We start from the raw sequence: 13,691 nt of genomic DNA, 5'->3' as shown, positions 1-13,691 counted from the left end.
GGTATCCGCACTGATGGAGCCGGACGCGCGCGACCGCCTGCTGGCGGTAATCGCTGATATCTCCCCCCGCGTCATCGCCTGCAGTGGCGGTATCGACAGCATGCTGCTCGCTACACTGGCCAGCCGCCAGAACGCGGCGGCGACTACCGTCGCGCACGCTATCAGTCCGGCTGTTCCAGTCGATGCAACACTGCGATTGAGGGACTGGGCCGCCCGCGAGGGTTGGCGTCTGGAGATTGTGGTGTCCGGTGAATTCGACAGCGAGGACTACCTCAGTAATCCGGTCAACCGCTGCTACTACTGCAAGAGCAAGCTCTATGACAGCCTCTCACGCATTGGTAACACAGTGGGGGAAGGTGCGACAGTCATGAGTGGCGCTAACACGGATGACCTTGGCGAGTATCGTCCTGGCCTGCATGCGGCGAAGGAATTTAGTGTGCGTCACCCGTATATCGAGGCCGGCGTCGACAAATCCACTATAAGGAAAATCGCCCGCGAGTTGTCTTTGCCTTTCGCGGAGATCCCCGCCTCGCCCTGCCTCGCCAGTCGCCTTTACACTGGCACCCGGGTAACGGTGCAGCGATTGCGGGCAGTGGAAGAAAGCGAAGAGATGATTCGCCGCCTGGCCGGGATTGAAGTCGTGCGTTGTCGTATTCGCGAGGACGCCATGTTCATCGAAGTGTCCGCAGCAGACCGCTTCAGGATCACGCAGTCGCTGCTGCACAAGGTCGAGCGAGCGGCGACCCGCGACGGACTTTCGCTGCGGGCTGTTCATCTGGACGCCCAGCCCTACCGCCCGGGGCGCGCATTCGTGGGTGCGCCATGACGGTGAATTATGATTACCTGCGTCGCGAGCGCCTGGGTATGCCCGAGGCGGTGCTTTGCGCCGGCAAGGACATGGTTTCGCTGAACAGCATTGTTGCAGAACTGGCAGCGCGCCCGGACCACCCGGTGCTGTTCACCCGCATGGAGGCAGGCCAGCTGGGCGGCCTGGACCCGGAGCATCGCGCTGCGCTCGACTATGACGCGCTATCTTCAACTGCGGTCCTGCACGGTCACTTGCCGGCAAGGCCCGGTAATGTTGCCGTGGTAACCGCGGGCACCTCGGATCTCAGGGTGGCGATGGAAGCTGCCCGCACTCTGCACTTTACTGGCGTGAGCCACAAGGTATACGCCGACATTGGTGTGGCCGGTCTCTGGCGCCTGACAGAGCGTATCGAGGAAATCAGTCAATGTGACGTAATCATTGTTGTTGCCGGTATGGACGCGGCGCTTGCTTCGGTAATCGGCGGCCTGGTTGGTAAGTGCGTGATTGGAGTGCCCACCTCGGTTGGCTATGGCGTGGCGGCAGACGGCACCACAGCGCTGAACGCCATGCTCGCCAGTTGTGGCCAGGGCGTAATGGTGACCAACATCGACAATGGCTTTGGCGCGGCCTGTGCTGCCATACGGGTTCTCAATAGCCTCATGATAAAGGAGAGTAGCGTTTGAACAGGCAAGCCGTAGTGATACGCACCCCCTCGGGACTCAGCGGCGATATGCTGCTTACCGGTCTTTCGCGGCTGGCGGCCGTGTCAGCGGAAGAACTCAACGGGATTGTGGCGAGCATTGGGCTGCCTGCCCTGGAGGGTGTGCTGACAGTAGAGCCCCACAGTGTTAATGCGATCGCCGGATGGCGCGCGAACATTACACTGCCGGGGGAGCATCACCACAGGTCGCTGGCGGTGATCGAGCAGCTCATTGTTGATAGTGAGTTGGAGCCCGCCGCAAAACAGCTGGCGATTGACACGTTTACGGTACTTGGGGAGGCAGAATCGAGCATTCATGGCATCGCGCTAAAGGAGGTGACCTTCCACGAGGTGGGCGCACTAGACAGTATTCTCGATGTTTGTGTCGCGGCAGCACTGTGGGCACGGCTTGCCCCGTCCGCGCTCTTCTGCAGCCCGTTGCCGTTGTGTGACGGGTTGATCAGGTGCGAGCATGGTGTTCTCGCAAGCCCGGCTCCTGCAGTGCAGGAAATGCTGCGCGGTATACCCGTATATGGAATTGACTCACAGGGGGAGACTATCACCCCTACAGCGATCGCTTTTCTGCGCGCTGCTGGCGCACTGTTTGGCAAATGGCCGGAGGCCGAGGTGGTTGACGTGGCCAGGGCCTACGGTGGCAGGGTGTTACCCGGTGTTCCTAACGGCGCTCTTTTCTGCCTGGTGGCCCAGGCAGACTGAAACGGCTGAAGCACATCGGTGTCAGGGCGACACGAGCGCTCGCCTGGATAAGGACGTGGCTAGGCCTTACGGCTGCCTCGCAGATCAATCTGCTTGCGTGCGCCCAGAACGGGTTGTCCGCTGATGCCTGAATCAACAACATCTATCTTGTTGCCTGACTTGAGGAAGAGCTTGGTTTGTTCGGCGATGGATTCAGAGGTCTGTACTGCAGCAGGCTGCTTCCGTGGAGATGCTGCCCTGGTTGGTTTTCTGCTCATAATGTTTCCTGATGCCAATAGTTATATAGTCACAGGCCCCGCAGGGCCTGTCGTGATGGTCCAGCGTGCGTTTTAGTGCACGTGCCCGTGGGCGACTTCCTCTTCGCTTGCGTCGCGCACGTCGACAACCTGTACGTCGAAGTTCAGTTCAACGCCAGCCAGAGGGTGGTTGGCGTCGATCGTGATCTCGTCGTCGGCAACGCTCTTGACGATAATGCGGCGCGCCTGGCCCTGGGGGTCCTGCGCTTCAAAAGCCATGCCCGGCTCGATTTCATCGACGCCCTGGAAGGCTTCGCGCGGTACCACCTGCACCAGTTCGGGCTGGACTTCGCCGTAAGCGTCTTCGGGTGCGATAGTCACTTGCAGTGACGCCCCGGTTGCCTTTCCGACGAGGGCATTTTCAAGACCTGGAATAATATTGCCGGCGCCGTGCAGGTAAGCCAGTGGTTCAGCGCCTTCTGAACTGTCCAACACTTCTCCGCTGTTATTGGTCAGTGTGTAGTGGATAGAGGCAACAACGTTGTTGCCAATCAATAAACTCATGTGAGTCCTCGTTGTGTCTGGTGCGAGGAGTGAAGATTGCAATCACGCGTCGCCGTGGAAAATGATGTTTTCATTCCCTGGATGAAGGAACGTTAATGGAAGCAGTTATTTATGCACAACAGAAGAGGGTCAGGAATACTGAACGTAGACGCAGAACACAAACAGGGTATCTACCAAGCCGACCAGTATAAGGCATGGGCTTGATAAGTCAATGGCGGGCAGCCCCGGGGCCTGCCTGCAGCCCCCGGAATACATCGCTTTTTCAGGAGCCGGGGGCTATTATTCCCCACACAGCGACACGCTCATTGCCCCTTACCCACCATCGTAGGGGGTCGAGGACAAGATGCCAGTTAACAAGAAAGAGTGTCCGCCAGGCCTGCGGTTAGCAGGCGATGTCCAGCGCCGGGGTGCGGGGTGACTCTACTAATCCGGCCTTTACGGGGGTAATGGCGGTGGCTGCTGAAAACAATGTCCACGTAATCGACCCCGACCAAATGATGAGCCGCCCGTTGGCGGCTTTGCTGGGCGGTTATGGGATTAACGTTCGCCGTCATGCGGACATCGAAGCGTTCCTTGGTGCCGCAACAGAACAGGGGGTGGAGAACAGCTGCCTGTTACTCGAGCTTGACCCGGGCAGCGATGAGGCATTGTCCCTGCTTCGCGCCCTGCGTAATCAATTCCAGCAGCTGCCTATTGTGGTGATGGGCGAAAGCGTCCATGGCGATCTCGGAGCGCGCGCACGGGAGGCGGGAGCCACCGATCTCATTGAGCGTTCACTGGTTTCAGCATATTTGTTCAATCGACTCTCCGAGTTACTTCCCGGGGTGGGCAACCTGCCGGCAATTGAAACGGTAGTCATGGAAATCGACCGGGGCGAACAGGTCACCTTCCGCATGATTCATCCGGAGGACGCGGGGATTGAACAGGCGTTTGTTGCCGGGCTGTCTGAAAAATCCAAGTACATGCGTTTCTTTTCCGGTATGCACGAACTGCCTGACCATGTCCTCAAGGAGTTTACTTCCCCGTGTTTCCCCCTCAGTTTTGCCGTCATTGCAATCGTTGGTGAGGGTGACGAGGAAAAGCAGATTGGTGTAGCGCGCTGGGCACCCACGGGAACCGAGGGTGTCGCCGAATTCGCTGTCGTGGTTGCCGACGAGTATCAGGGCCAGGGTATCGCCAGTCGACTAATGCGCCTGTTGATCGCGGCGGCCGCGGTAGGTGGCCTGAGCCGGCTGGAAGGTCTTATCCTGAGAGAGAATGTCGCCATGCTGGCGATGGTGAGGAAAATGGGTTTTACCGTTTGCCCGGAGCATGACGCCGGACCTTCTGTCGCACTTTACGTCAAAAAGCTGCGCGGCCCGATTGATTCCTGATTATTTAGCGCGCGTGCTAAAGCTCAGGCGCGGCGATGCGTGGCAACCTCACGCCAATCCGCCACCACAGCGACCGTGTAGAGCACCAGCACCCTGACCCCGCCGCGCGCAGGCCCTCTCGATTCAGTATCACGCTGTAACGGCATCCTCAAAACTGGCATTGCTGTCAGCCGGCATCGTAACCGCAAGTGCTGGCAGCCGCTAAAAACAAAGCGTTTATCCGGTAATCAAAGGAGCGGCTCAGCCAGCATAGTACATGGCGCTTCAAGCTGCGTTATTATTAGGACAGATCGCTGTGCCACTCTGCTACAGTGGGTGGCGCTGAATGAAGTGCAATGCGCCCGGTATGGTGCTGTAAAGTCGAGTCATTCAAGGTGCCTCAGGCGCCACTTGCAGGGTTCAATTATGTCTGACAACGTTGAGGTTGCAGCCGCCCACCCGGTCAGGGATGCTTTGCTCACCCTTGCTTCCCTGGTGGTGGTGCTCGCTGGCGCGCGCTTTGCGGCCAATCTCCTCGTCCCCTTCCTGTTGGCAATGTTTATCGCGATCATTCTAAGCTCGCCCATCGGTATGCTGCGCAGCAAGGGGCTGCCTGAATGGCTGTCTATCGCCGTGGTGTGCTCCCTGGCGCTGGGCGTTCTGGCGCTGGTGTTCATGCTGCTGGGAGCCAGTATCAACGGTTTTGTAGGTGCGCTGCCCGGTTATCAGGCGCAATTGGGTGCCCTTCTGGATGGCTGGGTGCAGTGGCTGATTGAGCATGGAGTTGAGGTGGGCAGGGAAGATGTATCCAGTGCGTTCGATCCTGCCGCAGCAGTGGGTTACCTCGGCACCTTTCTTTCGGGGCTGGGGGATACATTGAGTCACCTGTTCCTGATTATGTTTGCCGTATTTTTTATCCTTGGAGATGCCAGCGGCTTAAAGCGGAAGATGGCAGTCGGGCTTCCCGATGCCAGCAGCCAGTATCTTACCGGTCTGCGTGAACTCGTAGAGTCCATGAACAACTACGTCACCACCAAGACGCTAATCAGTTTACTCACCGGTCTCTTGGTCACTGTGGGCATGTGGTTGATGGATGTGCAGTTTGCATTGCTCTGGGGTTTCCTTGCCTTTTTGCTGAATTTTGTACCCAATATTGGCTCGATCATCGCCGCGGTGCCGCCGGTTCTGCTATCGCTACTGGAGGCAGACCTGCTGCTGACCGGTATGATCATTGCGCTGTACTTGTCGGTGAATACGCTGATTGGCAACGTTGTTGAGCCAAAAGTCATGGGCAAGCGAATGGGCCTGTCGACATCGGCAGTGTTTCTCTCCCTGTTATTCTGGGGGTGGATGTTCGGACCCGTGGGAATGTTGCTGTCGGTGCCGCTGACGATGGTGATCCGGTTTATAGCCCTGTCGCAGCCTGGCAGTGCCTGGTTTGCGGTGCTGATCTCGGCTGCCCCGGAAGAGCCTCTTTCCAACGATGAATAAAGCGCACGGCCTGGCAGGCACAGAGCCGGGTATCCGCAGTTTTATGCCACAATGCGGTCTCGGCCCGGGCTCGGGCGCCTGGACCTCTTTTTTTGAACAGGCCTGAGGGAGTCAATGAGTGATTCTTAACGCAAGCTGTGCACAACAGGGTTCAGTCATTTTATGCTGAGGCGAATTATTCTCCCGGCTATCCTGCTCGTACTTGTCTACGGGTTCGCTGTGAGCAAAAGCTTCAACGAGATTGCCGCCGGTGTCGCCTTGTTCATGTTTGGCATGCTGTGTATGGAGCAGGGCTTCAAGGTGTTCAGCGGCGGAACGCTGCAGCGCGTGCTGGCCGCCAGCACAGACAAACTCTGGAAAAGTATGAGCTTCGGTGTAGTTAGCACTACACTGATGCAGTCTTCTTCCCTCGTCTCCGTGATCACAATCTCTTTCCTCAGTGCCGAGATGATCGGCCTTGCCCAGGGAATCGGTATTATTTTTGGTGCCAACCTGGGAACGACTACCGGCGCCTGGGTAGTCGCGGGGTTTGGGCTCAAGGTGAATATCTCTGCCTACGCCATGCCTATTATGGTATTTGGTGTCATCTTCCTGATGCAGAATTCGTCGCGCGTGAAGGGTATTGGCTGGATACTGGTGGGTGTCGGTTTCCTGTTCCTGGGCATTCACTATATGAAGGAAGGTTTTTCCGCATACGCCGAGCAGATAGACCTGACGGCCTATGCCATGACCGGCGTAGCGGGTCTGCTGGTATTTACCCTGGTGGGTATTCTGGCGACGGTAGTTATGCAGTCCAGTCATGCGACCCTGGTCATCACTATCACTGCACTTGCCACAGGCCAGGTGACTTACGAGAACGCCCTTGCGCTGGCGATAGGCGCGAATGTGGGTACCACGATTACGGCGATACTCGGTGCTATCAGTGCAGGCATCAGCGGCAAGCGTCTCGCCGGTGCACATCTTATGTTTAACCTGGTCACCGGTGTCGTGGCACTGGTTATGATCAAGCCCCTGCTGATTGCCGTCGAGCAGATCAGCTCGGTTGTGGGTATTGCCAGCGATGACTACACCCTGAAGCTCGCTGTATTTCACACGCTGTTCAATTTGCTGGGCGTGCTGCTGATGGTGCCAATGATCCAGCCTATGGTGAAATGGCTGGAGAAGCATTTACGCAGCGAGAGCGTTGAGCGTGACGTGCCCCGTTATCTCAGCAAGGCTTCCCTGGAGTTGCCCGAAGTGGCCAGCCGGGCTGTGTTCAAGGAAACTGTGCACTTGTTCAACAACGCATTCAACCTCGTCTGCCACGGGCTGGATCTGCGGCGCCGGGATGTTATCGGTGATATGGACCTGCACGATTTGCTGGATGAGCCCGCACAGAGCATCGAGATCGACCTGGAAGACCAGTACGTGAGGATGATCAAGGATATTTATAGCGCAAACATCGAATTTATCAGTCGGGCGCAGGCAGCAGCGCCGCCAGAGTACGCTGACAGTTACTCTGCGCTGCGCAGGGCAAACACCGACATCGTCGCGTCGATCAAGGCCACCAAGCACTTGCGCAATAATCTGCAGCATTATGCGCGCAGCCCCGATCTGGTGGTCAGGCGGGAGTACAACCGCTTCCGCATCAGGGTGGCCAGCGTGCTCCGGAGCCTTGCGGACCTCAATCATGCCGACGATGCTGTGGTCAGATTGCTGTCACTGGACCAGATCAAGGTTGAGGCGATGGACGCCGCAGATCATGCCACGGCCCGGGTCGATCAGCTTATTCGTGACGGTAAAATAGCTTCGCAGATGGCCACGTCACTGATTAACGACGGCATGTACACTCGTGACCTGATAGAGCACCTGCTGGTGGTCGCTGATGCCATTACCCGCGCAACCCTGCCGCCCGGCGAGACGCTGAGCGAGGACATGGCGCTGCAGATTGAAGATATCGCAAACATTGCCCGCAGCATGGATGGTGCGGCACTAACCCACGAGAGGGAGTTCGAGTAAATGAAACGTAAAAAGTTACTGAAGAAGCTGAGCGACCTGCTCACTATTGGCACCGAGGCCGATAAGGATGAAGTAGGCAAGTTACGCGATGTGCTGAAGGCACTGAAGGTGAAACAGGCGGACCTGCAGGAGGAACTGGAGAGCGTGCAAGGCGATCATGAGCGTCGCAAGATCAGCAAGCAGATCGAGGTGATTCGGCGTCAGCGTGAGAAAGGCATCGAGGTTTACAAGTCGATCAAGGAAGCACGTCAGCAGTAGAGACTTCGCTGCGGCTCAATCCCCTGCCCAGTCTGGACATTTATGCGTTCAGCACACTTTTATTGTCACCTTCTTTGCAGTTCGCTCTGGGTTCTACGACTATTATTAGACAACAAGCCGGTAGCAACGCCCATTCCAGAGAGGTAATGCGGTCGCCCTGCCATTAACCCGTGAGACTGTACAGGCACCTTCCTGGAGAAACGCGACATGAGCCGCAATCATACACTGCTGCACCCCAATGACGACGTGTTCATTGCGCTGGAAAACCTGGCAGCGGGGCGAGATATTGCCGAAGGCGTCAAGACGGCGGTGGACATTGTTGCCGGGCACAAAGTGGCGCGCCGTGCGGTCAAGGCGGGCGCCCCTTTGCACCGCTACAACCAGGTTATCGGGATCGCCAGCGCAGATATTTTCCCCGGCGACCACGTCCATGTGCACAATCTGGAGATGGCCGAACTTGAGCGGGACTATGCATTCTGCAGCAACGCCAGAGCCACCGACTACGAGCCTCAGCCGCGAACCTTCATGGGCATTCGCAGATCGGACGGGCGGATTGCCACGCGCAACTACATCGGTGTTCTGGCGAGCGTCAACTGCTCCGCTACCGTGGTCAAGCAGGTTGCCGAGCATTTCAAGGGGCGCCTTGCCGAATTTCCCAATGTGGACGGCGTTATCGGTCTGACCCACAAGAGCGGATGTGGCCTGGACACGCCGATAGAGGGCGTGGCGACGTTCAAGCGTGCGCTGGCTGGGTATGTCAAGCATCCCAACTTCGCGCATATTGTTGTTGTCGGCCTGGGCTGTGAGATCGGCAACCTGGGCGACATTCTTGATGGTTGGCCCGGTGACTCCCTGTCCATACAAACCTCGGGAGGCACGCAGGGCACGCTGCAGGAGTGCATTGCGCGTATTGAGGCCGTGTTGCCTGCAGCCAACAGTGTGGAGCGGGAGCCGATACCACTTGGCGAATTAAAATTGGCGATGCAGTGCGGCGGCTCAGGTGGGACGTCCGGGATTAGTTGTAATCCGGCCCTGGGCTACGCCGTTGACCTACTGGTGCGTAATGGCGGTACGGCGATTCTCTCGGAAACCACTGAAGCCTATGGCGCTGAGCACGTGCTTACCGCGCGTGCCGCCACACCTGAGGTGGGGAAAAAGCTGGTTGACCGCATCAAGTGGTGGGAAGACTTTGCGCAGGGTCGCGGGCTGGTTATCAACAACAACCCGTCTCCGGGCAATAAGGCGGGGGGGCTGACCACCATTATCGAAAAGTCCCTGGGTTCCATCGCCAAGGGTGGAACCACCAACCTTAACGAGGTATACCAATACGCTGAGCCGGTCGCAGCGGGCAAGGGGCTGGTCTTTATGGACGCGCCGTCGTTTGATCCGGTCGGCGCGACCGCGCAGGTAGCGGGCGGCGCCACGGTGATGGTATTCACCACCAGTCGCGGTTCGGCTTTCGGCTGCAAGCCAGCGCCCTCTATCAAGTTGATCGACAACACGCCTATGTACGAACTCATGGCCGATGACATCGATATCAATACCGGGACCATTCTCGACGGCAGTGAGACGGTCGAAACCATTGGTGAGCAGATCTTTGAGCGCATTATTGCGGTGGCATCCGGTGAGCGTACCCGCAGCGAGATCCTCGGCTACGGTGAGGAGGAGTTTTGCCCCTGGGACCTGGGCTACATGCTTTAGCACATCCGCGCACGTGCCCCGATCATCCTCTCCCGCTGCTTGCCCGTATATAAACAGATGAATTCGAAACTTGACCATGAGCGGTGGCTGCAAGACTTCCTCACTGACCACCCGCGTATCAGTGTGCTCACCGGCGCGGGCATAAGCCTGGCCGGAGGGATCCCCACTTATCGTGACGCAGCAGGCACCTGGCAACATAGTGAACCGGTGCAGCACCAGGAGTTCCTGCACGAAGCGGGTAGGCGCCAGCGTTACTGGGCGCGCTCCATGCGCGGCTGGCCACCGGTGCGCGATGCACAGCCCACCGCCGCGCATGCAGCCCTGGCAGCGTTGGAGCGCAGAGGCCACATTGAATTATTGATTACGCAGAATGTGGACAGGCTGCATCAGCGTGCAGGCAGTAAGCGGGTCGTTGATCTGCATGGCAGGCTGGACCAGGTGATTTGCCTGGATTGTGGGCGCACGCATTGTCGGAACCGCGTGCAGGAGCAGCTGATTCACGACAACCCGCAGCATTGCACTGCAGCGATCCCACGGCCAGATGGGGATGCCGATCTGCCTGAGGCCGTGGAACGACGCTTTGTCGTGCCCACCTGTCCTGACTGCAGCGGTACCCTGATGCCAGATGTCGTTTTCTTTGGTGGAACAGTGCCCGGAGCGCGCGTGCAGGCCTGCATGGACGCAGTAGAGCGGGCAGATGCCCTGTTGGTCGTGGGCAGCTCCCTGCAGGTGTTTTCGGGATTCCGTTTTTGCCGTTATGCCAGTGAGTTGGGCCGGCCCATTGCTATTCTCAACCCGGGTAAGACCCGGGGTGACGGCCTGGCCGATTTAAAACTGGAGTCAGATTGCCAGGCTTTACTGCAGGCGGTCCGTTAGGCGGGCTTCCCTGCACAACCCGCTTTACCTTTGTGCCTCGCGGCAAACCGCTGCATAGCCGGCCCGATAGTCAGGATAGAGTAGTTCATATCCGCTGGCGCGCAGCAGGGTGTTGCGACAGCGCTTGTGACCGGCAGGCTGCCTGGGAGGCGGTGCCGGGTTGCTAATGTCGCAGCCCAGCGTGGTGGCGATCCAGCGCTCGACCTCATGAGCGGGAGCGGGGTCATTATCCACACCGTTGTAGACGGGCGCGAGCTGTTGCTCGCCCATGGCCAGCCTGATCAGGTGGACCAGGAAGCCGGCGCAATCGTCGCGGTGAATGCGGTTGGTAAAACGCACCGGCGCTGCGGGGGTAATCTGACCCGCGCGAATGCGGTTGAGGAGGCGTCCATGTGGGTCGCCGTAGACTCCACCGAAGCGGACGACTGAGGCGGATAAACCAGATTTCAACACTTGCTGCTCCGCATCTATGATGGCCATGGCGCGCTCGTCACTGGTGGAGAGTGGCGAGTGCTCGTCCACCCAGCCACCGTCTTGCTCCGCATAGACGCGGGTGCTGGATACCATGAAGAGGTGTGTCGGCCTGTGCGTGCCCAGGCCGCTGAGGACATTGGCGGCGGCCCTGGTGAACCCGCGCCTGTAGCCCGCTACGTCCATGGCCGTTGGCGTGAAGCTGGCCAGTACAATGTCCGGACGCAGGGCCTGGGCGAAATCGAGTGCGCCGGGGACCGAATAGTCGGCCGCTATCCATTCAAAGTCGTCTTGCGCCACCGGGGGGGTTCTTCTGACGGCGTTGATATGCCAGCCCTCGGGTGCCAGCGATTTGCCCACACGCTGTCCCAGGTCGCCACAGCCGATCAGCAGCAGGGAATGTTTGCTCATGGGGTCTCCGGGTCAGCTCAGGGTGCGCGGCGGCAGATCCGGCTTGGCATAGGCCATGCGCTTCATCAGGTCGGCGCGATGGTAGCTGTCCAGTCCGGTGAGGGCCACGGTGCCAGCTTCGGTCAGGTTCAGTGACCCGTCCTCATTGACGCAGCCATTGGGAATTTCAGCCTGTACGACCTCGCCGATCACCAGGTGGGTACCATTTATCGCCAGTTTCTGGTGCTCGCGCAGCTGCATGGCGATTTGCACGTGTGCCTCGGCAACAAGGGGTGCATTAAAGCCCTCCCACCATTCCGGGGTCAGGCCTGTGGCTTCGAACTCACTGATATCGCGGGGGTAGCGTGCGGCTGTCTGGTGCGCTGCATCCACCATGTCCACAGCAACGTGATTGATACTGTAGTGACCGCTGCGCAGCAGGTTGTCCAGGGTATGCCGTTCCTCGCCCCCCGGGCGCACGACCAGTGCCAGCAGCGGCGGGTGAGAGCCCAGATGGACCACCGAGCTCATAATGGCCACGTTACAGCGCCCGTCCGCATCAGCAGTGCCCACCAGGTTGGCCGACTTGAAGCCAGAGAGGGAGTTGACCAGCGCAGCCCTCTCCCGGCTGGGCATGGCGTCTAAGCTGGCGCTATCAAGGTGCATCGCAGGAGCCTTTGTCAGTGGAACAGGATTGGCGGTAAAGACGATTGTAGCGCCACCGCGCCCAGAAGTCGTAGAAGCGGTCAGCCAGCGGCCTGAACAGCGGCCAGCGCATCCATCGCAGCCAGTGCCCGTGGCGGGTATATTGCCAGGCAGCGACATTGGCTTCCACGCCGGTGAGCATATTGCCTGCCGGTGTCTTCAAGTGCAGGGTGCGCAGTAAAGTGTGGGCATCCGGTAGCGTATCGCCTGCAGGCAGGGCGTGGATGTCGACAAGCTCCAGGTCGTCATTCTTCAGTGCGCCTAGTCTTACCATTTCTTTCACGCACAAGGGGCAGCGGCCATCGTAAAACAGCTGTGCTCGGTGATGATTTTTCATCGGAATCGTATTCACGGTGTAGTTACGTACCGATGCGGCCCGCGGATTGCTTGCGCGATAATACAGTGTGGCGCAGGCCGTTGCCGGTAGTAGCTCAGGGGCTGCTGCGAGTGCGCCGGGGTTGCGGCAGGAAGCTAGGCGAAGGCTTCGAGTAAGTTGAGAAATGTTGCTGGCACTTCGATGACGCGCTTCTCCCGGTAGTCAAAGAACAGTAGCGTGGTCACCAGGCGCGTCATTTCACATTCTGTCGTCAGGTTATTGATCCGGTAGGCCAGTTCAAAACTCTTACTCTGTATGTTGTCGACCGCCAACTCGACTTTCAGCCTCTCGCCATACTTTGCCTCGGCGAGATACTGGACTTCCGAATGGGCCATGATCAGACCGGCGTCTTCAAAGGCGCTGGCCTCGGTATAACCCAGTCGCTTCAGGAAACGCAGCTGGGCTTCCATGGCGACAGGAAGGATGCGGTCAGCCCCCATGTGGTCAGCGGAGTTCACATCAGAGTAGAGCACGTCATATTCCATGGCATAAATGAACGAGCCAGGAAGTGTTATCGTTTTTCGGGTCATTTTGACGGCCCTGGGTCAGCGGATCAGTTTGAAGAGGTGCTGGTGAAGCGGCCGCTCAGGTAGTTGATGATGTCGCCCGACTCATACATCCAGTTTACCTGGCCATCCTCACGCTCAACGCGCAGGCAGGGCACCTTCAGGTTGCCGCCGCCGGCCAGTAGCTCCTCACGCGCAGCGGGTACGCGTTTTATGTCCCGGGTTTCAATGTTCAAGGACATTCTTTTCATGGCTCGCCTGACCTTTACACAGAATGGGCAGGCCTCATACTGGTAAAGTCTCAACGACTCGGTCTGGCGATCGATCGCCGCCTGTGCGCTGGCATCACGCGCTATGCCGCGAGGTGTGAATAACCAGTTGAAGAGCAGAATAAGCTTGCCGAGGATCAGGCGGATGATGGCCATGATGGTTTCCTGTGGTGGGTAGTAAGACGGTTTATAGATCAATCAGGCGCGGCATTGTACCTCAGTGTGGGCGCGATCGTGGCGAAGTGGTTAAACCAAACCCCGGGAGATCGCGTA

The 13,691-nt window shown here is 58.4% G+C and carries 16 protein-coding genes; 9 read left to right on the top strand and 7 right to left on the bottom strand.

The genetic code is table 11. The features are described 5' to 3' along the window. The first annotated feature begins 13 nt into the window (after window positions 1-13). The 3 genes from larE to larC are packed head-to-tail and all read left to right on the top strand — an operon-like array spanning window position 14 to window position 2,225. Complete coding sequence (gene larE, locus C0039_RS00935; protein WP_101516998.1) at window positions 14-826, top strand: ATP-dependent sacrificial sulfur transferase LarE; 813 nt, start codon at window positions 14-16, stop codon at window positions 824-826. Next, window positions 823-1,491 (top strand): nickel pincer cofactor biosynthesis protein LarB, encoded by a 669-nt coding sequence (gene larB / locus C0039_RS00930; RefSeq protein ID WP_075999587.1) that lies wholly within the window; start codon window positions 823-825, stop codon window positions 1,489-1,491. Before larE ends, larB begins: the two co-directional genes overlap by 4 nt. Then, window positions 1,488-2,225 (top strand): nickel pincer cofactor biosynthesis protein LarC, encoded by a 738-nt coding sequence (gene larC, locus C0039_RS00925; protein ID WP_084179418.1) that lies wholly within the window; start codon window positions 1,488-1,490, stop codon window positions 2,223-2,225. The genes larB and larC overlap by 4 nt, the downstream gene beginning before the upstream one ends. Window positions 2,226-2,284: 59 nt before the next feature. Here larC and C0039_RS00920 read toward each other — a convergent pair whose 3' ends face one another. Together C0039_RS00920 and C0039_RS00915 are read right to left on the bottom strand one after the other, a co-directional pair. Further along, window positions 2,285-2,482: a hypothetical protein gene (locus C0039_RS00920; protein ID WP_075999586.1), complete on the bottom strand. Its 198-nt coding sequence runs from the start codon at window positions 2,480-2,482 to the stop codon at window positions 2,285-2,287. Window positions 2,483-2,554: 72 nt separating this feature from the next. Further along, window positions 2,555-3,025 (bottom strand): FKBP-type peptidyl-prolyl cis-trans isomerase, encoded by a 471-nt coding sequence (locus tag C0039_RS00915; protein WP_075999585.1) that lies wholly within the window; start codon window positions 3,023-3,025, stop codon window positions 2,555-2,557. 392 nt (window positions 3,026-3,417) lie between these two features. Between C0039_RS00915 and C0039_RS00910 the strand changes: the two genes are divergently transcribed. From C0039_RS00910 to C0039_RS00885, 6 genes are all read left to right on the top strand, one after another. Then, entirely contained in the window at window positions 3,418-4,398 is a 981-nt protein-coding gene (locus C0039_RS00910) for a GNAT family N-acetyltransferase (protein WP_075999584.1), read from the top strand. Between the two features lie 405 nt (window positions 4,399-4,803). Continuing rightward, window positions 4,804-5,868, top strand: a complete 1,065-nt coding sequence (locus tag C0039_RS00905; RefSeq protein ID WP_075999583.1) for an AI-2E family transporter — start codon at window positions 4,804-4,806, stop codon at window positions 5,866-5,868. Between the two features lie 162 nt (window positions 5,869-6,030). Next, entirely contained in the window at window positions 6,031-7,866 is a 1,836-nt protein-coding gene (locus C0039_RS00900; RefSeq protein WP_075999582.1) for a Na/Pi cotransporter family protein, read from the top strand. Further along, a complete protein-coding gene (locus C0039_RS00895; RefSeq protein WP_075999581.1) occupies window positions 7,867-8,124 on the top strand; it encodes a hypothetical protein in 258 nt (85 codons plus the stop codon). Between the two features lie 207 nt (window positions 8,125-8,331). After that, window positions 8,332-9,825 (top strand): UxaA family hydrolase, encoded by a 1,494-nt coding sequence (locus C0039_RS00890; RefSeq protein ID WP_075999580.1) that lies wholly within the window; start codon window positions 8,332-8,334, stop codon window positions 9,823-9,825. Between the two features lie 57 nt (window positions 9,826-9,882). Continuing rightward, window positions 9,883-10,701, top strand: coding sequence for an NAD-dependent protein deacetylase (locus C0039_RS00885; protein WP_075999579.1), 819 nt, complete (start codon window positions 9,883-9,885; stop codon window positions 10,699-10,701). Window positions 10,702-10,725: 24 nt separating this feature from the next. On the opposite strand, the gene C0039_RS00880 is transcribed toward C0039_RS00885, so the two are convergent. The 5 genes from C0039_RS00880 to C0039_RS00860 all read right to left on the bottom strand — a co-directional run bounded on the left by C0039_RS00880 (window position 10,726) and on the right by C0039_RS00860 (window position 13,574). Next, window positions 10,726-11,583: an NAD(P)H-binding protein gene (locus C0039_RS00880; protein WP_075999578.1), complete on the bottom strand. Its 858-nt coding sequence runs from the start codon at window positions 11,581-11,583 to the stop codon at window positions 10,726-10,728. A 12-nt stretch (window positions 11,584-11,595) separates the two neighbouring features. Further along, window positions 11,596-12,228 carry a flavin reductase family protein gene (locus tag C0039_RS00875; RefSeq protein ID WP_101516997.1) on the bottom strand — a complete coding sequence of 211 codons (633 nt, stop codon included), beginning with the start codon at window positions 12,226-12,228 and terminating at the stop codon, window positions 11,596-11,598. Then, the gene (locus tag C0039_RS00870; protein ID WP_075999577.1) at window positions 12,218-12,604 is read right to left on the bottom strand and encodes a thiol-disulfide oxidoreductase DCC family protein; all 387 of its coding nucleotides are present in this window, start codon (window positions 12,602-12,604) and stop codon (window positions 12,218-12,220) included. The genes C0039_RS00875 and C0039_RS00870 overlap by 11 nt, the downstream gene beginning before the upstream one ends. 134 nt (window positions 12,605-12,738) lie before the next feature. Then, entirely contained in the window at window positions 12,739-13,173 is a 435-nt protein-coding gene (locus tag C0039_RS00865) for an acyl-CoA thioesterase (RefSeq protein WP_075999576.1), read from the bottom strand. A 23-nt stretch (window positions 13,174-13,196) separates the two neighbouring features. Beyond that, complete coding sequence (locus C0039_RS00860) at window positions 13,197-13,574, bottom strand: glutaredoxin family protein (protein WP_075999575.1); 378 nt, start codon at window positions 13,572-13,574, stop codon at window positions 13,197-13,199. Window positions 13,575-13,691: the final 117 nt, after the last annotated feature.

The organism is Pseudohalioglobus lutimaris (assembly GCF_002866825.1).
GTDB classification, from domain to species: Bacteria; Pseudomonadota; Gammaproteobacteria; order Pseudomonadales; family Halieaceae; genus Halioglobus; species Halioglobus lutimaris.
This window is presented reverse-complemented; position numbering and strand designations above follow the sequence as displayed.